Here is a 21,116-nt window from a genome sequence, read left to right as displayed (position 1 = left end):
CAGGTTCTTCCTTAATCTGAAAACACCAAATCACGTTTCAAAAAGGAAGAACTATGGCACCTCGTGTATCTGTTATCGGCTCTGGCAATGCCGGGTTAACAGCAGCCTATCATTTCACACTTCAGGGAGCGGATGTCTGCCTGTACGGCGCAACAGGTTTTGACCAGCCTTTGGCTGATATCGAAAAGTGCGGCGGTATCAAAGCGCTCGAAAGCTTTAATGATGTCCCCCTCACCTATTCGGGCTTTCAGGCTATTGATAAGGTAAGCCGCGATCTCGAAGAGACCATCCTCTATTCGGACTTGCTGGTCCTCCCCGTCCCTTCATTTGCCCAGGAACCTTTATTCACCAGCATGTTGCCGCATTTACGTGACGGTCAGATCATTATGCTGATGCCGGGTAACTACGGCTCATTGGTATTAAACCGGATCAAGAACGAACAAGGTTATGAAGACCTTAACCTCACCTTTGTCGATGCGATTTCCATCCCCTGGGCGACCCGGATTGTCGGCCCTGCCGAGCTGGCAATTCTCGGCATGAAAGAGTTTCTGCCAGTATCAGCACTGCCTGCCAGTAAGACAGCGGAGGCAATTAAAGCACTGCAACCTGTTATGCCGCTGCCACTAAAACCGTTGGACAATGTTATCGAAGCCGGGCTGGAGAATATCAACTTCGGTGGTCACCCGCTTTTGACAACGCTCAATATGGGGCTGCTAGAAAATTATGACGGCCAGTTCAACTACTACAAAGATTGCTGTTCAGTCTCGACAGCCAAAGCTGCTGCGGTGATGGAACAAGAACGCCTGGCAATAGGAAAGGCATTAGGAATTAGCCTACTCCCGGAACTTGAGGCGATGAATGCCCTCTACGCCATGGATTGTGAGAGTGTGTACGAGGTAAACCGTACCTCGGAAACCCATGGCAAACTAAACAGTGCGCCTAATTCGGCCAGTAACCGATACATCACAGAAGATGCTGCCTACCTGCTTGTGCCTTGCTATGAGCTTGGTCAGTTGGCTGGTGTCGAGACTCCGCTGATCACTTCCTGCCTGCATATCGACAATGCCTATAACGATACCGATTACTTTACCAGTGGCAGGACACTGAAAAAGATGGGGCTGGCTAATTTGTCACCACAAGAAATTCTCAATTTTGTGGCCTAACAGCTTTCGTTGCACCAATGAGAGGTGGTTACCACCCGTTTATGGGGCAGTTTGCCCCATCTGAAAAGGACATCTGTATGACTAGAATAAAATTTCCCTCTGCCTACACAATTTTGATGTTGCTTACCGTCGTCATGGCACTACTAACCTGGGTGATCCCGGCCGGGCAGTATCAAATGGAAAACAATGAAGTACTGGGTCGTATGGTGCCGCTTGTCGGCTCCTACCAAACGGTCGACGCTAATCCACAGGGTATTGTGGATGTACTCATGGCCCCCATTCAGGGCTTCTACGATCCGGCAAGCTACGCGGCACGCGCCGTTGATGTTGCCTTGTTCGTCTTGGTTATCGGTGGCTTTCTGGCCGTAGTAACAGAAACCGGTGCAATTGATGCTGGTATTGCCGGCACCATGAAACGCCTGGCCGGTCGTGAAAAGTGGATGATCCCAATCCTGATGGGTCTGTTTGCCCTCGGAGGCACCGTTTACGGTATGGCAGAAGAAACAATCCCCTTCTATGCGTTGCTGATCCCGGTGATGATCGCTGCTGGCTATGACAGCATTGTCGGGGTGGCCATTATTATGGTCGGTGCGGGAATTGGCTGTCTCGGCTCTACAATCAACCCTTTTGCAACAGTGATTGCCTCCAACGCTGCCGAGATCAACTTCATGGAAGGCTTCGCGCTGCGTGCTGTTATCCTAGTGTTAGGTTGGCTGGCCTGTGTTATCTACGTAATGCGCTACGCCGACAAAGTAAAGCGTGACCCGATGCAATCCATTGTTGCCCACCAAAAAGAAGACAACCTCAAGCATTTCCTTCACAGCAAAGAACAGCAAGCCCCAGAGCTGACAGGAAAACGTAAAGCGGTACTGGTGATTTTCGGACTCACCTTTGCAGTAATGATGTGGGGTGTGTCTCTTGCTGGCTGGTGGATGGCAGAGCTATCCGCACTATTTATCGGTTCGAGTATTGTTGTCGGATTTGTCGGCCGCCTGTCAGAGGTCGAGATTACCGACAGCTTTGTTAACGGCGCCCGCGATTTACTTGGTGTTGCCCTCATCATCGCTATCGCCCGGGGATTGGTTGTCGTGATGGATAACGGCAACATTACCCATACAATTCTCAATTATGCCGAAGGCCTGCTGGGAGGGTTACATGAAGTTGCCTTTATCAATGCTATTTATTGGGTTGAAGCGGTACTCTGCCTTGTTGTTCCCTCTTCTTCTGGCCTAGCCGTTCTGTCGATGCCGGTACTCGCCCCGCTTGCTGACTTTGCCGGAGTAGGACGTGAGCTGGTTGTTACAGCGTTCCAATCCGCCTCTGGCCTGCCAAACCTTGTTACGCCAACTTCCGGGGTAGTGATGGGCGGACTGGCTATCGGCCGCGTCTCCTACTCTTCCTGGCTGAAATTCATTGGCCCGCTACTTGGTGTTTTGACAGCTATGGTAATGATCTTGCTCAGCCTTGGGGTTATCTTCAGCTAGCGCTTTCACCACAGACACAAAAGCCAGACACAAAGTCTGGCTTTTCTCTGTATATAAAGTAGAGCTATTTGGCCGTATTTAATAGCGACTCAATGCCATAGTCTTTTCCGAAGTTTTCAACGACAAAATCGATATCCTTGTCACCTCGCCCCGACAAGTTAATCAGGATTGCTCCCTTCTCTCCCTGCTTGGCCAGCTTCAAAGCGTAGGCTACAGCATGGGCTGATTCAATTGCCGGAATAATACCTTCATGGCGCGACAATTCGAAGAAGGCATCGATGGCTTCCTGGTCATTCACCGTGCCATATTTGGCTCGGCCGGTATCCTTCAGGTAGCTATGCTGCGGTCCGACAGACGGGTAGTCCAGGCCACTGGCCACCGAGTACACTTCCTGAGGTTCACCTTCTGTATCTTTCAGCATATATGACTTAAAGCCATGCATCACACCCGGCTCTCCCAGGGTAAGCGTTGCGGCATGCTCTCCGACTTCGGTTAGCGAACGCCCGGCAGGCTCAACACCATGAATAGCCACGTCAGCATCATCAAGGAAGGCTGTAAACAGACCCATTGCATTTGAACCGCCGCCAACACAGGCAACCAGGTTTTCGGGTAAGTTACCGGTCATCTCCTTAAACTGAACACGAGCCTCGTTACCGATAATCGATTGGAAGTCTCTGACCATCATCGGGAATGGGTGAGGACCGACTACTGAGCCAATCGCATACAATTGGTTAATCGGATCTTTCAGGTAAGCCTCAAAGGCTGCATCTACGGCTTCTTTCAGTGTTTTACGTCCGTGAGTAGCCGGAATAACGTTAGCACCGAGGATCCGCATTCGAACAACGTTAGGATGCTCTTTGGCAATATCCACTTCTCCCATGTAGATATCGCACTCCAGGCCAACCAATGCAGCCGCTGTCGCCAAGGCCACACCATGCTGGCCTGCACCTGTTTCTGCAATCAGTTTCTTCTTGCCCATTTTCTTGGCAACAAGCGCTTCACCCAAACAGTGGTTAATCTTGTGGGCACCGGTATGGTTAAGATCTTCTCGTTTAAGATATATAGGCGCGCCATATTTGGCGGATAAGTTTTCAGCATGAAATATCGGGCTCGGGCGACCGACAAAATGCTTATACAAACGAGCGAGCTCATCCTGAAAAGCCGGATCCTTGCGGCATTCATCATAAGCGGCTGCAATCTGGTTCATTATTTCTTGTAGTTCTTCAGGAATGAAACTACCGCCATATTCACCAAAATACCCTTCTGCATTCGGCAGAGCATGGTCAAACGTATTCTTCATGGCATTCCTTGTCCTATTCAATGAGNTCACCAAAATACCCTTCTGCATTCGGCAGAGCATGGTCAAACGTATTCTTCATGGCATTCCTTGTCCTATTCAATGAGTATACCCAAGCTACCTCAAGATGCTCGTTTCAGCGAGAATTACTTGGCTTGTAGGCTAGGCACCGATTAGAAAATCTAGTGGCTCTAAATTAATAATCGGTAACAACGCATAGAAGCCAAGTAAACTCGCCCTTTGGGAGTGAGCCAGCGACCCCATTTCTGTGTCAAATAACGTTGAAAGGGAAAGGCCATTCCTACCGTTATTTTCCTTGAACTGAGCTCGCTGGTCTCACTCTGAATCCTGCATCTTGAGGTAGCTTGGGTATACACTCACCTATCATAAAGACTTCGCGTTACTGATTGAATAGAAACCATGTGACTATCAAGGATAAATGTGATCCCTGTTAGCCAATTCGCCCAATAATCGACCAAACAGTCAAAAAATAAAAAACATCGTACAAATAATTATTGCACAGTGTTTTTAATGGGCGTACTATGCGTTCATCTTTTGAAGCCGCCAACGAATTAGCTTTATTGTCGGCGAGCACCAACTTTATTAGGTTTATATAATGAAAAAAATCGCACTACTTCCACTTGCTGCCATTCTTGCAACAACTTTTTCTGTGCAAGCGGAATCTACCGACGCTGCGAGCCACAACCTAACTCAAAACTTCAACTATATCTCAGGCGGCCTGCAGCTAAACTCGTACGACCACGACCTACCATCTTCTGTATCAGTATGGAACCAGAATGCTTCTCTGACTGACAACACAGCGGGTATGTACCTTCGCGGTAGCTGGAACTTTACTGATAACTTCTTCCTGGAAACCCGTGGTGACGCGACAGCTAAAGACGATCTGACTATCTCTCACGGTTTGCTTGGCCTGGGTTACTTCCACCCAATCAACAGCGACCTGACTATATATGGTCTGGCTGGTTACTCTCGCTCAGAAGTCGAGTTGGATGTGCATGTATTTGGCTTCTCTAGCGCCACCACAACATTCAGAGGCGACGACTCCGGCCTGACAGGTGAAATCGGTGCTCGTTACCAGCTAATGGATAAGTGGACTGTAGAGCCGGCAATGCGTCTAGCAGATTACGACGATACCCTGTATGAGCTTCGCCTTGGTAACAACTTCAAGGTATCTGATCACATGAGCATCGAAGCCAACCTTCAGCACCGTGCTTTTGATGATCTAAAAGAAATGAGCTACCAGCTAGGTGCTCGCTATAGCTTCTAATTAGCGACTTTTAGCAAAGGCCGTCATTCCTGCCTCATAAGAACTCAAGCGGTTTAGCATCATGCTAAACCGCTTTTTGTTACGGCAATTTGTACTCGAGAGATACTTTGCCTACTGGCGGCCAGCCTCAATAAGTTGTTCAAACGCATCAATCTGTGTCGAAACCATATCAACACTCTGCTGCCAGAACTCGGGCTGACGAATATCCATGCCCAAATGTTTCTGTACCACCTCTTCGGCGGTCATCGAGCCGGTATCACGCAGCAAGGCTTTATAGTCAGAATAGAATTGCTCGCCCTTTACTGCTCGTTGGGCATAAACGCCCTTGCTGAACAGGTAACCAAACAAATAAGGGTAGTTGTAAAAGCTAAGCTCCGGAATGCTAAAGTGCAGCTTGCTGGCCCAGAACATATCGTTCGTCTCGTCCATCGCCTCGCCATACCACTCTCTCCATGTGCTGGCCATCAGCTCCCTAAATTGAGCCGGGGTGAACTCACCCTGCTGACGCTGCTCATAAAAGGCTTGTTCAAACTCAAATCGAACTGGAATATTGATCATCAAAGCCAATGTTGCCTGAGCTTCTTCCCATAGCATCATCAATCTATCCCGATCACTCTCCGCTTTCTCCAACAGCGCATCACGAACAATATTCTCGGCAAAAATTGACGCCGTCTCAGCCAATGTCATCGGGTACTCACTACGTACTACGGGCATATCCCGCATTACCCAGTTGTGGAATGCATGACCAAGTTCGTGGGCAAGCGTTAGTACGTCGGACATACTGCCGCCCCAGGTCATAAATACCAAAGGAGTTCGGGTGTTCACGAACTTGGTACAATAGGCCCCCAGACGTTTTGTTGACTGAGGAGCGGCATCAATCAACTGCCTTTCAACCATCATATCGACAAAGTCCGCCATTTCCTGATCGACACCGGCAAACGCCTCGCGGATAATCGAGATCCCCTGCTCGAAGTTATAACTTTCGCTCTCCCCTCCCTCGATGGCAGGCATAGACGCCAATTCATCCCAAGGTTTGAGTTTCTCTGTACCGAACAGCTTAGCCATCTGTAAACCCGCTTTGCGCCCTACCGCCTGGTTGTCTCTGGCGACCTTGATCATCGCCTCCAAGGTTTCCTTCTCAATACGGCTGCTATGAAGGCTAGAATCCAAAAAGTGCACCTGCTCGGTATGACTTCGCTTTTCGTACTCCGTCAGTCTGCCACCCGCCAAGCCATTTAAAATCGCTGCAAAACTTTGCTCATGAACACACATTACCTCTGAGATCGCTTTCCATGCTGGCTCACGGCGTTCACTGTCAGGCCCATACAGGATACTTACCGCTTGAGATAGTCCCATTGACTCCTCGCTGCCGTCCTTCAGCTTTAAAGTAACAGAAAGGCTCCCGGTCAGGTTGTCATAAAGACGGCCCCAAGCATTTCTGCCATCAACATTCATTGCCGAAAGTAGCTGCTCTTCACCCACAGAAAGAAGGCGGTTTCGTTTCAACCTCTCCCGTTCCAACTTGAAACGGTAGGCTTCCAGTTCGCCCAGATCGTCATTACCGGCAAGAACCGTATTGAACTCATCGACACTTAAATGGATCAATGCCTGAATAAATGGATTGAACGCTTGCTCAAACTCAGAAAAAAGTTTGTCGACGTTGCCAGCTAACTTTTTCGCGCCGTCGTCTGAAGCGTCAACCGAAGACAGGCAACTTGCATAGCTGGACAAGGTTCTCACTATAATAGTGAGCTGATCTTTCAGGGCGATTGCCTTCATCAAATCACCAATAGCAGTGGGATCCAAGGCAGCAAAGTCCGCGACTTTTTCCTTGGCGATTTTCATATCCTGGGAGATTTTAGGATCAGATAAACTTTCATACGCAATGGAAAGATCCCAGCTTGGTGCATTCATTTGTTGTTCCTCAACAGTCAGCGACTTTCTTTCTATCAATCAGAAATACGATTTAAATCATTATATTAGATTAGCGTATCTGGGATTTATTTTCTGCTTTATCAAATAAACACGGGATCTCAGCCCTGACTAGTTAAGCCTGCCAGATTGCATTAAAGAGGCTGAATGCTGCAACTGATGAAAGTGATGGTGGGACTTCTGGACATTCGCCAGCTCCTGCATCCAGTCCGCGTTGCCCTGGGCGGTACAAAAGGCACTGATATGAAGAAACAAGTTTTCACTATGATTGCTCAACACAGTATGTATTGCCTGGACGATGGTGTGAGATTCCAGCGCTAGAAACTGAAAATAGTTATAGGTATGAGAAAGCAAAGTGAATGCTTCATCTTTCCTTCCGAGGTGATTCAGTATTTCAGACTGATTAATACATGCATTTCGATAGCCATCGAGCATACAGGCAAACTGGCAGGGCTTCGTATTTGGGCAGCTTACTGCATGGTGAATATAATTCGGCAAATGCGACAACACATCATTATACAAATAATACGCCTCGGGCCAGTGCCCCTGCTGGATCAACTCTTCTGCCTTTGTATAGTGCTGCCAACATTGTTCGAGTTTCATTTTCACGCCCACCTTAAACAGAAAGGTATATTTAAATGAAAAACAATAACAAATGCAAATAATTATCAATTACATAGCCCCACTAGGAACATGCCTAGCGTGAAAACGCCAATTTAAAACCTGACTTTAACCACGTGGCCAGTCACCTCTTTGCGATGTTCATACTGCCAGCCAAAGCGTTTTACCAGCTTTTCTGTAAGATCCAACCCTAAGCCGAAGCCCAAATCACTGGTTTCACCAGATTGACTATCACTATTTGAATTTTGGATAAGCACCGTATTTTCAACTTGGGTAATAACAACCCGCCCATGTTGAGTATGCTGAAATGCATTTCTTATCAGGTTTGTAAGTACTATTCGACACCCAATCACAGGAAGCAATACTGAGTGCGGTGATGTCTCTACCTCAATGGAAACACTCTTGCCCTGAAGTAAGTAATGCAGTTCGTCAACCAACTCTTCAAGCAAAACACCCAAGTCCACATACTCAGCCGGCAGTGATGAAGTGCTTTCTCGACTCATCCATAACAAGGTGTCGGTCAAATGCCCCATCGTCAAACTGGCCCGTTCAATACGCTCAACGATAGCCTGAGATTTGTCTGGGTTGCTTGTTCCGAGTTTTTTTAACAACTCAGTATTGGTACGAATAACGGCAATCGGTGTTCTTAGTTCATGGCTGGCATGTCGTAAGAAAACCTGCTCGCGCTCAAGGCCCTCCTGGACCAAATTCAGGCTATTTTGGATTAGCGTTGCCAATGTATTCAGCTCGTTATAACGAAAATCCGGCGCAGCCTGTTTCAGGCTATCGGCACTAAGTGATTTTGCCCAATCACGTAATTTCTCGACGGGTGATGCCACTGAGCGCATCATTAAAATCAATACCACTGAAAAGGTAACAATCCCCGAGATACAAAAAATCAAGATCCTAAAGAAGTGAGAGAAATCCTCCTTGATAACGAAATCAGGGGGCGCACCAACAAAAGAGCGTGATACAAAGCGCCGTTCCCCCCGGCTATTTATCACTAACATCACAAAATAACCCGCCTCGGGCGGGCCGGAGAATACTGAACCTTTAATATGTTTTTCCAGCACATAAAGTTCAGTTGGCGGGGTTGGGATATGCTCTTTGATATCTTCGGGAACATCTTGCCAATCACTGGCGACAGTGAAACCAATCACTAACTTCGGCAGACCTTGACGAACGCCTTCTACTTCAGCGGTATCAATCGCAGCCAAACGCATAGCCTTGTCCATACCTTTGAAATAGTAACTGGCGGTCAGCCCTGAAAACACCATCACCAAGGACACACCGAGCAGTAGCATCGCCGCCAGAAAGTACAACCTGAGACTAAGCCTGATTTTCATCCGCTCTCCTCAAGACAAACCCAAAGCTAGCCATGGTATGGATTAGTGGTGGGCCACCAGCCATATCCAGCTGCTTTCTGATATTAAACACATGCACTTTCAAACTATTGCTGTCTGGCTGCTCGTCTCCCCAAACACGCTGCATCAACACTTCCCTCGAGACAGGGCTGGGACTCTCACGCATCAGCACCTCTAGGATCTTAATTGCAGTCGGTGACAACTTCAGTAACTGCTGGTTGCGGTAAGCTTGCTTCTGGCTTAAATCTAACTCGAGATCCTCGACAGTGAGCTTGTTGATCTGCCCGCTGCGGCGACGTGACAATACCTTGACCCTGGCGATTAGCTCTTCCATCGCAAACGGCTTAACCAAATAATCATCAGCGCCGGAATCAAAACCGACCAGCTTATCATCAAGGCTGTCTCGTGCCGTCAACATCAGCACAGGCGTGTCGTTACCCAACTCGCGCATTTGCCTGCACACTGTTAATCCATCCATTCGGGGCAAATTCAAATCCAGAATAATAGCCTGGTAAGGGTTTTTCTTAATCAGGTTCAAGCCAACCACGCCGTTAACGGCGTGGTCACACTGAATGGATTCGAGTTCCAAATAATCGACAACCGCTGTTGCCAAATCCAGATCATCTTCTACCAGCAGCAGGGATCAAAAACTGGGCTTGCATCGAGGTTTCTCCCAGCAGTGGGGTTAATCCGGCAAAGGTAGTAACAGATGTCAGCAATACTGCTCGCAAACGCCCGGAGCAAGCCTCTTTAATTGCTTGCTTAACAGGGATGCTTTCATCTTCCCTAAGCTCGTTGAAACGGGATACCAATAGCAAACTGTCATTAACGACTACTCCGCTCAGCGCCAAAATACCGTTAAGCGACAAGATACTAATGGTCAAATCATTCCACCAGTGACCCAGTATTGCCCCGACAATACCGAAAGGAATCGCAGTCATGATCAGCAACGGCTGAATATAGGACTTCAACGGCACGGCCAGCAAAACATAAATAGCCAGCAATGCAACAATGAACATATTGCCCATCGAGCTAGTCGCTTCCTGCTGCTGCTCGGCCTCACCGGCAAAATGCACGCTCAAATCCGGATACTGCCGTTGCAATTCAGGTACTACGTCTTGCTGCAATCGAGCCACCAACTCGTTGGGAGCAACAATCGTCTTATCGACAACAGCCGTAATATAGATAGCCCTCAAACTATCAATGCGGGTAATTTCATCTTGTTGGTACTCTGAAACAACATTGGCAACTGTGCTTAACGGAACCACTGTGCCATCAGGGGTGCGCACCCGAGATTGCATTATGTCGGCCATATTCTGACGTTTTTGTTCAGGGTATCGAACACGAACCTTAACTTCGTCTTTGTTACGTTGATAACGCTGAACAATTTCACCACCAAAGGACTGTAATACCTGTTGTGACAAATTAGCCGTATCCATCCCCAGTGTTCTGCCCTGCTCAGTGAGTTCAAACCGGATCTGCGGCAGGCCCGGATTCAGGTTGTCATCGATACCACTCACGCCCGGAGTCTGCGCCAGCAGGTCTTTAAACTTCAGCCCGGCCTGGCGCACAGTTGCATCATCCCAAGCTTTAAGCTCCACCTTGAAGTTATCAACCATTTCAAAGCTGGACAAAAACTTCAGCTTCTTAACCCCTTCCGGCGATCCGCTAAGTCGCTCCCATTCCTGTTCGAACTCTGTCGAGGTATACAGCCCGTCAGATGTTAGCTCAACTTGCAATTTACCCGAGCTATCGTCTTCGGCAATAATCTGCAAACTTGTTATTCCACTCTTGGCTAGTAGGCCAGTATCTGATGAGTTAGCAGTCGGGTTGCCATTTGCCTTTCGGGCAATGAGGTTACGGTCTGCCTGAAGAGCTGCCTGCTCAAGCTTCAATAGATTTCGATTCGTCTGTCCGAAACTCGCATCATTCTGCATTGACAGATCTGCCGTGACAACGTCACCCGGTATGTCCGGGAAAAATGCTACACGAACACTTCCTGTCATCGGCATTCCCGCTACCAGCACCATTAGGGCAATAAAGGCCAAAATGACGGCATAACGGAAATTCAATGCCCATTCAATCACGGGACAATAAATACGTCGGTTGAACCACATCAGCCCACTATCGGCACCATGCTGGATATGTGCCCACCAGCCTTTAATGCCTCGTGGGATCTGGCGGTGAGTATTGAGATGCGCCAGGTGCGATGGCAGGATCAGCTTGGATTCAACTACCGACAACAACAAGCAAATGGTAACTACAGTACCGAACTGGGCATAAATCTGCCCTAAATCACCAGTGACATTCGACAAAGACATAAATGCTGCGACAGTTGTCAACACCCCGAACAGTGTAGGCACGGCGACCTTTAGCGTGCCTTTTATGGTATTGGCAAGGGTATCCCCATCCTGGCGCCGGGTAGCATATACACTCTCTCCCACCACGACAGCATCATCGACCACTATCCCCAGCGCCATAATGAAACCGAATGTGGTCATTTCATTGATCGTCAGTCCGGTAAAGCTGTCGCCCATAAAAAACAAGGTACCGAAAAAGACGAACGGCAGACCAGCTGCTACCCAGAAGGCCACGCGCAGATTAAGAAACAGGGCCAGAACAATAAACACCAATGCGATACCTGTCAGGGCGTTACTGGTCAGCAGTGACAGTCGATCTTTTATTAAAGTACTTTTGTCGTACCAAGTGACCAACTCCACGTTCGCAGGCAACAAACCACGCTGATGCCAGTTCTCGACCACTTGTTTAGCCTGCTCGACAATTTGGGTAACATCGCCATACTCATCCATGACGATCTCAATACCCATTCCGTTTGTTTGCTGATAGCGAGACAAAGTAAACGGATCATCTTCGAATGCCTCGGTGACACTAGCAACATCACCAAGGGTAATAATGGTCCCTTGCGCAGTCGTGACTAACGGAATACGTGCAAATTCAGCTGCCTGGTATGCTTGTTCTGCCGCTTTAAGCCGTACCACCTTCTCACCGTTGCGCAGGCTTGTCCTCAAGGCAGTAGATGATTCGGCATTGATCGCCGTTGCGATATCCGACAGAGACAGACCATAGGCCTGAAGCTGCCCTTCATCCACTTCGACAGAAATGATCGGCTCAGACTTACCTTTGATTTCCAAATCCCGAATCGATGACTGCGCCAGAAGATCAGCTTTTAACTTTTCGGCCAGTGCCTGCAGCGTTGCCCTGTCTGCATCACCATATAGCTGCACCCAGAGCGCATGATCCTGCATTCTTGCTTTGTCGATCACCGGGTTTTCAGCATCTGCCGGAAAATTATAAATGGCATCAACTTTGGTTTTGACATCAGTCAGCAAAGTCTCAAGCTCGTAGTCACTGAGCTTCTCGATTCGCACCGAGCTTCCATTAGCATCAGATGTCGATGTGATACGCTTGATACCCGGCACCGTTTCCAATGCATCTTCAATTTTGATCGCAATACCTTCTTCGGCTTGCTTGGCATCGCCGCTGTCATAATTCACCGATACGGTGATGACGTTAGGCTCCATGCTGGGAAAGGCTTCCTTGCGAATAGAATTCAGCGACATGATACCAAGCACAATCATGCTAACCAGTAACAGGTTCGCCGCAACCGAGTTAATCGCAAACCAACCAATAATGCCGCCAGACTGCTTGGCCACAGCTATATCCTGAGGAGATGTCATTGCTTACCCCTCCACAACCGGCTGAACATACATACCCTGTACGTAACTGTTCAACGGACGAATAACCACTCTGGCATACTCAGTGCCGTCAGGCGGAACCACATAGACATAGTTACTGTCTTCGAACTGTTTCTTGGCCTTAATACTGAACAAACTTTGGTTGTCATCGACGAGCCAAATCTCTCCTGTTTGCGAGATCGCCGATGCAGGTAACTGCCACAGTTCGGATAAATCCCGGCCTTGTACTTTCGCTTCTACGAATGTACCTGCATACAAAGGGTTGGCTTTTTGCAGCGGCTGCTCAACCACAACTATCAATGAACGCTGCCGGCTTGCACTATCCAGGTGCTGCTCAACCCGTTCAACGTAACCCTGCCATTGCTTGTTCCCCTCGGTACTGGTTAGTTCGACCGGCCATTGTTCATTACCGAGCGAATTTAGCGGCGGCAAATTCCCCCACTGATTGCCGGACAGCGGAATGCTAATTTCAATTCTGTCGGTACTGTAGAGCATAGCCACCTTACTGCCAGCCTGAATATAGCTGCCCGGCTGAACCTCCCTTGAGATAATCAGGGCATTAAAAGGAGCTTTGATTGTGGTCTTCCCCAAATCGCGCTTTGCTTTCTCCAGCTCCCGTTTGGCATTTTCCAATTTAGCTTCTGCTGCTTGTAGTTGCGGTTCGCGTAACACCAGGGATGAGTCCGGTTGGCCTTTGAGCCCGGATCGCTTCCACTCTTTCAGGGCCTGCTGGCCCTGGCGCTGTTCTTCAAGCAACGCCAGTCTGGCATCGGCGACAGATGCCTTTGCACTGGCAACAGCCTGCTGGTAGTCCGTCTGATTCAATCTGACTAAGGCGTCGCCCTTTTCAAACTCCAACCCCGTTTCAAAACGATCGGCCAGGCTCTCAACCTGCCCGCTAACCTCTGCGGTTAAATCAAGTTCATAGCGTGGTTTTGCTTCGCCGTGTCCCGTTATCGTTGCCCTGTAATCGCGTCGGGCAACTTCAACAATCGCAACATCAGGGTATTGAGGGCCGCGTGTTTCAACAGCGGGAACAATAACGGCACTCATCTGCTCGCCGTTATAGGCTGCAACAGCAACAATACTGGCAGCTGAAGCAAGTGTTACAGCAATGGTAAGCATTTTTAATTTCATGATGACACTCCAAGCCCTAGCGCCAGGCCTAAGTCAATTCGGTTTACGAGTCGGTTATACGTTATCTGTACCAGCTGAGATTGAAGATCAAACGTTTGTTGCTGTACCGATAACAGGTCAAGAATATCGACGAGCCCTTGTCGATATTTGGTTTGGTAGTTAGTGACACTGCGAGATGCGCTGCTTAGTGCTTCTGTCAGGTGTTGCTGCTGTCGTTCCAGTGACTGCTCCTGACCCAAAGTGTTTTCAACTTCAGTGACAGCATTGAGCAATGTTTCCTGATACGCCCAGTAACTTTGTTCAGCTGTTAGCTCGGCAATATCAACCTGGGCTCTGAGCTTACCCCCCTGAAACAATGGCGCCGTCAGTTGCCCTAGCAGGCTCCAGGCAGGACTTGTCAGTAAGGCATCACTCGGGCTCGAACCGATATCTGTCAGCGAAGCCGATAAACTGATAGATGGAAGCAGCGCCTTATACGCCACAGATGTCCGGTATTGCTCTGCCAATATTGTGTAATAGGCCGATTGCAGATCAGGTCGACGCCCCAAATCCTGCTCAGGAAGCGACGCAAGCGGTTCGAATACTTCCGGAAAGCTCTGCTCTATATGAGGGAGCGTGGAGGATGGATCCCTGCCCAGCAACTGATTTAGTGAGCGGTATTCCTTGGCAAGCTGCTCTTTATAATCCGCCAGTGTCGCCCTTGTCTGGGCACTGCTGCTACGGGCGTTATCAAGCTCCTCCAATTGCCCAAGCCCCACACGGTAACGTTCCAGAATAAAGGTTTCGTTGTTTTCCAGAACCACCAGCCGCTCAGTTTCGATGTTCAGCAATTGCTGCCTGAGATTAATCTGCAGCCAAGCCCGCATAATATTCGCCGCCAAGGCATCTTGTGCCGCCTGAAAGGTAGCCTGTGAACTAGCTACATCCATCTGGGCAGCCCCAACGCCATCGCTGATCTTCTGCCACAGATCCAGCTCCCAGCTCACCGTCAGATCGGTACTGTAACTGGTGTCCTTATCTTCTTCTCGCTGACCACTGAACCCGGCACTCAGCGCTGGCAACTGATCACCTACGGCAAGTTTTTCCTGGGCATAGACAATTTGGAGTGCCAATGCCGTTTGTTGAAGGCCGGGGTTCTGGGCCAACGCATCATCAACTAACTGTGTTAGCGTCGGTATTGCAACTATATCGGTAAGCTGGCTCGCCTGAGAGGCATCAGTTTGCTGATAACTCCATGCTTGGTGTTCGGCACGTGAGTCCTGTGCAGTTTGTTGGAAGTTCACACCGCCCGAGGTACTACAGCCGGTAATACCCAGTATCATGAGTGAAACAAGTGAGATCTTAAATTCACTTGGCAAAATCATTAAGCCTGTCTCCTGAAATTTTCTGAAGCAAGCATAAAGATGAAGGCGTTAAGGCAGGGTTAATATTGGCGTATACCCAAACTAATATATTCAACAAAAGGAATAATACTTAATTGAACATGAGTATATTAGAACCTAATAATATTTATAAAAATTACTATAAATGTTAAACACTTTTAAGGAATATGAATTGATTACAAAGATTTTAACTTTTTAATTGATAGATCTCCCTATCCACTCAAAAATAACCCAAAGAATCAACTGCAATGAGATCAAACATCAATACAAGCCACCGAATATGTAAAAATAACAGCCACACCATCTCAATGTTAACGAGCAGTTACCAGAAAACCACTGTTAAGTTACCATAAAAAGTTTAAACATATAAAACAAACAACTAGAGAAAATATAATACAAATAAAAAACTTAACAAAACACAAAATAATCAACTTGTAATATAAAATATCTTTATGTGCATCTTGTTTATATGTTCACGTTGATTATGAGATCTAGGTCAAATTAAATATCAAAATATATTTCAATGTTTATATAAATATTTCAGACTTATTTAATACCTCTTTAGTAATATAACTATTATTAGCACTGAAGTGCATATATCTATTAATTTTTGGAGTTGACATGAGTGTAGATCATGGGACCTATAAACAGCGCCGTAAAAAAGCCAGCGAGTTTGAATCGAGGGCGGCGTATTTAGAGCACGAGCTCTCTATTATGGATCTTAAGCGGTGGAGGGTGCACTTACCGTTTCGAGATTTTGGCATAGAGATCGAAGACTGGGTGCCAGCCATTGCCGCAACCATAGGTAAAGTTGTCATGGTTACCGCCATGGTCGCCGCATTTGCTGCACAATTCGGCCTATCACAAGAATTCGTTGCTGAAAACGTACGTTTTGAGCTATTGATTGCAGGACTTCTTTTTGTTGTTTTCTTCTCTGCCATCTTAAATCCGTTATCCAACCTGGCAGGTACTCATGGGCCAATGATCCCATTAATTCCATTAATTGCTGCCGCTGGAGGGCACCCTCTTGCATTAGGTATTATGGTTGGTGTATTTGGTTTAATATTAAGTGCAACCAAGGGTGGCTCAAGGTTAGTTAATTTAACCGGCGAAGGTGTTCGTGGCGGACTATTAATATACCTTGGTGCCGTTGGACTTATCGGACAATTAAATAAATTCGAATCATGGTCAGTAAGTTCTGGTCTGGATGCCGTTTCATTTATTGTTATTCTTACGACAATTGTTATTTATGCCTACCTAGCAAAAGTAGAAAAACGTTGGCTCGCCATTCCACTTTGCTCATTAATTGCAGGTGTGGTTGCATATATCATGGGTGTACCTTTTGAGTTTGTCACTGAGCCTGGCTTACCAAATATGAGCCCATTCTTCTGGTGGGGAGAAAATACCGGCTGGCAGCTTGGCTGGCCTCAACTAGAGCATTATATTGCGGTTATTCCTTTTGCTATTCTAGCCGTTGCTATGTGGTCGCCAGATTTCCTTGGCCACCGTGTTTTCCAGGAATTAAATTACCCGAAAAGTGCCAAAGGCGCTCTGATGAACGTCGACGATACGATGGCAGTATGTTCTATTCGTCAGATGATCGGTGCTGGCCTGGGTGGTGGTAACCTGGCATCGTCTTGGGGTACTTACATGATTCCGGCTGCGATTGCCAAACGTCCAATTCCAGGTGGTGCACTACTAACAGGCTTACTATGTGTTTTGGCAGCGGTTCTTGGCTTCCCGATGGATCTGGCTATGTGGGAACCGGTTCTGCGTGTTGCCCTGCTTGTTGGTGTATTCCTACCGTTACTGGAAGCCGGTATGCAGATGGTGAAATGTTCACGTAATTCACAAAGCGCTGGTATCTGTATGTTTGCCTGTGCACTGGTTAACCCTGTATTTGGCTGGGCACTTACCATGCTGCTGGACAACCTGGGACTTATCGGCAACAAAGAACGTGCTGATTCTCTGTCCCGCACCGATAAGCTGATTATCCCGGCAACAGCAGTGATTGTTTGTGTCGGTGCATTGGCCCTTGTCGGTCAATTGCCAGGTATCCCTGCACTGCTAGGCTAACTAGCCCTGCAATAAGCATTAGGCCGGACATTCTGGCCTAATGCGCACAATCAACAGGAAGCAAAATGAAGCTTAATTTCACCCAACAAGCAATACCGAGCTTCCTGTTTACCACCACAGTGAAATAATAATTCTAATTATCTTGGTTAAGAATATGCGATTGACAGACATGGCTCCAAACCATGCCCTGAGAATGCTGAAACATGGATTGTATTCTCTACTTATTAATCTGAAATCTTTTTTCTTTCTTGCCTATCCAATGCTACAGCTATTATGTGGGTTGGGTGTCGGAATGGGTATTCTGCTTAACTTCACATCATCTGATATACAAGAGAACAGCTACCTGATCGGATTGGCATTTATTGGTCTGAGCCTGCTGCTGTATCTGCAAAAGAAGTATTACCAGCAGCTTATTGCATGGTCTGCCCCGCGTAAAAATAACGTTGTAAGCATTTCAAACCATTCCGTTCAGTCTTAATTGTGCCCATTTGAACAACCTAATCGACAAACAATAAACAAGACTTCCCGTCATGTTCGATTCGCTGTACCCGAGTGACGAAGGTGGACTCAAGCATTTCAACAGTCATAACATCACTCGGTTTGCCTTTAGCGACACAGGAACCATTGTTCAGCAACAACACCTTATCAGCCTCACGCAAGGTACGATTTAAGTCATGGTTTGCCATCACAACCGCAATACCTTGCTCTGCCATCATGCGTATCAGCTTATACATTGCAGCTTCCTGGCCGATGTCCAGCGCAGCTGCTGGTTCATCGAGCAACAGCAATCTGGCCTCGGGGTTCAACGTCGGCCACACCTGAAGGCATGCTGCCGCAAGACGAACACGCTGCCATTCCCCGCCAGATAACTGCTGAATATTTCGGGTTAGCTTATCGGCTATATTCAGGGCGCTACATACCTCATCTAATGCCGACTGAACACTATCAGCATCTAGCTCTCCAAGCGCCGACAGCGCCAGGGAAAGGTAATGGTAGACACCAACAGAAAAAGCAGGGCGATCCTGCTGGGCCAGATAGCAGCGCAGCCTTGCCAATGATTGCAAATCATAATCTTGCAATGATTTACCGAGCAGCTGTACTTCACCTTCCCCCTGAAACAGCCCGGATAGCATCGAAATAGCAGTACTTTTACCACTGCCATTAGGACCAATTAGGTGAACGATCTCACCGGCCTCTATGGAAAATGAAACAGGCAACAGCCTAGGTGGCATCGCCAGATTCTTAGCATCTACAATCATCGCACTCTCGTCTTCTGAATGGCTCTTTGTGGCATTATTCTTTATTACACAGCCAGTTATGGCATTGCTCATCAGTGTATCGCTATCAGTCAAGCTGTGAGCGCAGCAGCATCCAGATAAATATCGGGGCACCAATGCTTGTAATAACGACACCGACAGGCAGTTCGGCCGATGGCAAAATAACTCTTGATAACGTATCAGCAACAGCCAGCAGCAACGCACCACACATTGCAGCCAGCGGCAGCAAGAAGCGGTTCTCGGTGCCTAGAGCCAAGCGAAGCAAATGCGGGACAACCAGACCGATAAAGCCGATAACGCCCCCCAAAGCGACAGATGCTCCCACCAGGAGTGACACAGTCAGGATCAACCGCCAGCGAAAGGCTGAAACGTCTAATCCCAGTTGTTTGGCCTGCCCTTCACCTAACATCAGCAAATCAAGCTTCTTGCCTTGCGCACATAACCACGCCAATACTGGGAACACTAACACCAGCAAAGAAAGCTGTGACCAGCTCACGCCACCGACACTGCCCATCAGCCAGTACATCAGCTGTCTGAGGTTCAGGTCGTCACTGAAATAAAACGCCCACGTCACGACGGCCCCGGAGAGGATCCCCAGCGCAACACCGATCAGCAGCAGCCTGGCCGTTGACACTTTGCGTCGGCGGGACAGACCAACAAGGATCAGCGTAAAGCACAATGCCCCAAGCATTGCGGCTAACATGGTTATCATTGGATTGGGGACAAACGGCAAGGCAAATAACAGAATAACCAAGGCAAGGCTAGCGCCACCTGAAATTCCAAGTACACCGGGTTCGGCCAAAGGGTTGCCTAGCAATACCTGTAATACGGCACCAGAGGCAGCCAGAGAGGCCCCTATTGCCAGCGCCGCTAGTAACCGAGGCATCCGTAGCTGAAGCAGTAACTGTTGCTCCAGGCCGCCATCAGGCGACCATGGCCAGATAAAAATTTCGCCCACAGCGAGAGAGAAAAAACAGGCAACAAGCAATACCAATAAAATCAGAACAACGCTGAATTTCCACCTGGCCTGCTGACGTAAAATAAGATCATGTAATTGCATGGGACGAACACGGTAAAAAAGAAGCGTTAACCATACCTTTTCACCGTGGGAATGAAAAGAAGGCCATTTAAGAATACTCTGGAAATCACCTTCATTTTCAGTAGATAAGCGAGTATTACTTTACAGACACCTGTTCACCGAAGTTCACATCAGTTTTCTTGACCAACAAGCACGCACGCTGTCCAAGCGCAACGTTCGGGTTGGGGAATACCACGGACTCCCCGCCTTCCAGGGAGAAGTACTCGACACCCTCGTCGCCTCCCAGCAGTTTGCCCTGCTCAAAATAGGTAAAGTTGGCCTGGTTTGCCGGAAAGGTAAAATAAAAAGTATCCGTTTGTTTCACCAGGGTACGGGTCACCTTGTAGACACTGAGCTTATCGCCTTCCCACAACATAGGTAATTCGGGTTCGGTCACCAGAGCGAGCATGGCAGCGTTGAAAACCGCGAGACGTTCGAGGTCATTTTCACCAAACTGCGCAACTTTACCCAGCTCCATCGTCAAGGCCTGCGCACCGAAATACTCGGCACTGTGCCAGCTGAACGTCGGTGATGGTGAGTTAGACAATAACGCCGCTTCAATTTCGGCATGCTGCAAAAATGCAAACAACCGGTTACTCCGGGTCGGCTTGTCACTGTATGGGCTAACGGCAAAGGTATAGTGCTCAGAATCCCGAATGGCACAGTGAAGATCCAAATGCCAGCGATCTGAGGTGTTTGCTGTTGAGCCCGCATAAAAGAGGCTTACAGCCTGTTGCAGCTGGTTGGCAGTGATACTGTCGATATTGCGTTCTTCGTTGTAGCCTTTGAACAAGCGATTCATATTTTCATCGATGAAACGGGTATGTGCATTAATCGCTTCTGGATGAGCAATGATCAGCAGCAGACGGTGAGCTGGAATAATGTCCCCTTTCAACACCCCTTCTGCCAATTGCTGAACAAGTTCTATCGGGCTGGTCTCGTCCCCATGAACCCCTGACGACAGGACGATATCTTTCTCGTTACCGTTTAAGTCAGCCGGCGTCACCTGAAGTACACCACGCATAAGCAACTGGCAATGGGCTCCTGATGATACAGTCCATTCACCACCTTCAAACGCTAACGACAAATCAAGGGTAGCCTGAAGAAACTTCCCATCTTTGACCTGCTGCAGAAATGCCATTTACAACCTCCATGTCTATACGGTTAACTGGTAAGTTCATTGTCACTAGCGGCTATTTGTTACCAGCCGCAGTAAAACCCACCACAAACCAATATACAAGCTAGTTACATCTTTGTAACCAGCTTGTTTCAGCAGAAGATCGCAAAAAAGAGAATAAAGT

The 21,116-nt window shown here is 48.0% G+C and carries 15 protein-coding genes and 1 pseudogene; 5 read left to right on the top strand and 11 right to left on the bottom strand.

Annotation, left to right across the window (positions count from 1 at the left end; all coding sequences use genetic code 11):
• The first annotated feature begins 53 nt into the window (after positions 1–53).
• Positions 54–1,163, top strand: coding sequence for an NAD/NADP octopine/nopaline dehydrogenase family protein (locus BIT28_RS10230; RefSeq protein WP_075763447.1), 1,110 nt, complete (start codon positions 54–56; stop codon positions 1,161–1,163).
• A gap of 77 nt (positions 1,164–1,240) precedes the next feature.
• Positions 1,241–2,647: a YfcC family protein gene (locus BIT28_RS10225; RefSeq protein ID WP_075763473.1), complete on the top strand. Its 1,407-nt coding sequence runs from the start codon at positions 1,241–1,243 to the stop codon at positions 2,645–2,647.
• A 64-nt stretch (positions 2,648–2,711) separates the two neighbouring features.
• Here the strand turns inward: BIT28_RS10225 and trpB are convergent, their stop codons facing one another.
• Positions 2,712–3,947 carry a tryptophan synthase subunit beta gene (trpB, locus tag BIT28_RS10220; protein WP_075763446.1) on the bottom strand — a complete coding sequence of 412 codons (1,236 nt, stop codon included), beginning with the start codon at positions 3,945–3,947 and terminating at the stop codon, positions 2,712–2,714.
• A gap of 613 nt (positions 3,948–4,560) precedes the next feature.
• On the opposite strand from trpB, the gene BIT28_RS10215 reads away from it, so the two are divergent.
• A complete protein-coding gene (locus tag BIT28_RS10215; protein ID WP_075763445.1) occupies positions 4,561–5,232 on the top strand; it encodes an outer membrane beta-barrel protein in 672 nt (223 codons plus the stop codon).
• Positions 5,233–5,343: 111 nt separating this feature from the next.
• Here BIT28_RS10215 and BIT28_RS10210 read toward each other — a convergent pair whose 3' ends face one another.
• The 7 genes and pseudogenes from BIT28_RS10210 to BIT28_RS10180 all read right to left on the bottom strand — a co-directional run bounded on the left by BIT28_RS10210 (position 5,344) and on the right by BIT28_RS10180 (position 15,366).
• Positions 5,344–7,146, bottom strand: a complete 1,803-nt coding sequence (locus BIT28_RS10210; RefSeq protein WP_075763444.1) for a M3 family oligoendopeptidase — start codon at positions 7,144–7,146, stop codon at positions 5,344–5,346.
• A gap of 129 nt (positions 7,147–7,275) precedes the next feature.
• Entirely contained in the window at positions 7,276–7,767 is a 492-nt protein-coding gene (locus BIT28_RS10205; RefSeq protein ID WP_075763443.1) for a hypothetical protein, read from the bottom strand.
• 113 nt (positions 7,768–7,880) lie between these two features.
• Entirely contained in the window at positions 7,881–9,131 is a 1,251-nt protein-coding gene (locus BIT28_RS10200) for a sensor histidine kinase (protein ID WP_075763442.1), read from the bottom strand.
• A complete protein-coding gene (locus BIT28_RS10195; protein WP_075763441.1) occupies positions 9,115–9,789 on the bottom strand; it encodes a response regulator transcription factor in 675 nt (224 codons plus the stop codon). Before BIT28_RS10195 ends, BIT28_RS10200 begins: the two co-directional genes overlap by 17 nt.
• Positions 9,782–12,847: pseudogene (locus tag BIT28_RS10190) on the bottom strand (efflux RND transporter permease subunit); the annotation flags it as partial. The gene BIT28_RS10195 and the pseudogene BIT28_RS10190, both read right to left, overlap by 8 nt.
• 3 nt (positions 12,848–12,850) lie before the next feature.
• Positions 12,851–14,002, bottom strand: a complete 1,152-nt coding sequence (locus tag BIT28_RS10185) for an efflux RND transporter periplasmic adaptor subunit (protein ID WP_075763440.1) — start codon at positions 14,000–14,002, stop codon at positions 12,851–12,853.
• Positions 13,999–15,366, bottom strand: a complete 1,368-nt coding sequence (locus BIT28_RS10180; RefSeq protein ID WP_075763439.1) for a TolC family protein — start codon at positions 15,364–15,366, stop codon at positions 13,999–14,001. Before BIT28_RS10180 ends, BIT28_RS10185 begins: the two co-directional genes overlap by 4 nt.
• A 639-nt stretch (positions 15,367–16,005) precedes the next feature.
• Here BIT28_RS10180 and BIT28_RS10175 point away from each other — a divergent pair.
• Together BIT28_RS10175 and BIT28_RS10170 are read left to right on the top strand one after the other, a co-directional pair.
• Positions 16,006–17,460: a DUF3360 family protein gene (locus BIT28_RS10175; protein ID WP_075763438.1), complete on the top strand. Its 1,455-nt coding sequence runs from the start codon at positions 16,006–16,008 to the stop codon at positions 17,458–17,460.
• Positions 17,461–17,614: 154 nt separating this feature from the next.
• Positions 17,615–17,938 carry a hypothetical protein gene (locus BIT28_RS10170; RefSeq protein ID WP_139310454.1) on the top strand — a complete coding sequence of 108 codons (324 nt, stop codon included), beginning with the start codon at positions 17,615–17,617 and terminating at the stop codon, positions 17,936–17,938.
• Between the two features lie 19 nt (positions 17,939–17,957).
• Here the strand turns inward: BIT28_RS10170 and btuD are convergent, their stop codons facing one another.
• The 3 genes from btuD to BIT28_RS10155 all read right to left on the bottom strand — a co-directional run bounded on the left by btuD (position 17,958) and on the right by BIT28_RS10155 (position 20,956).
• Positions 17,958–18,719, bottom strand: a complete 762-nt coding sequence (gene btuD / locus BIT28_RS10165; protein ID WP_075763437.1) for a vitamin B12 ABC transporter ATP-binding protein BtuD — start codon at positions 18,717–18,719, stop codon at positions 17,958–17,960.
• Between the two features lie 85 nt (positions 18,720–18,804).
• Positions 18,805–19,797, bottom strand: a complete 993-nt coding sequence (gene btuC, locus BIT28_RS10160) for a vitamin B12 ABC transporter permease BtuC (RefSeq protein ID WP_075763436.1) — start codon at positions 19,795–19,797, stop codon at positions 18,805–18,807.
• Between the two features lie 115 nt (positions 19,798–19,912).
• Positions 19,913–20,956, bottom strand: coding sequence for a succinylglutamate desuccinylase (locus tag BIT28_RS10155; protein ID WP_075763435.1), 1,044 nt, complete (start codon positions 20,954–20,956; stop codon positions 19,913–19,915).
• Positions 20,957–21,116 lie beyond the last annotated feature (160 nt).

The sequence above is a fragment of the Photobacterium proteolyticum genome, from assembly GCF_001939735.1.
Lineage (GTDB): Bacteria > Pseudomonadota > Gammaproteobacteria > Enterobacterales > Vibrionaceae > Photobacterium > Photobacterium proteolyticum.
Note: the sequence above shows the minus strand (reverse complement) of the source record. Positions and strands in the feature narration are given on the sequence as shown.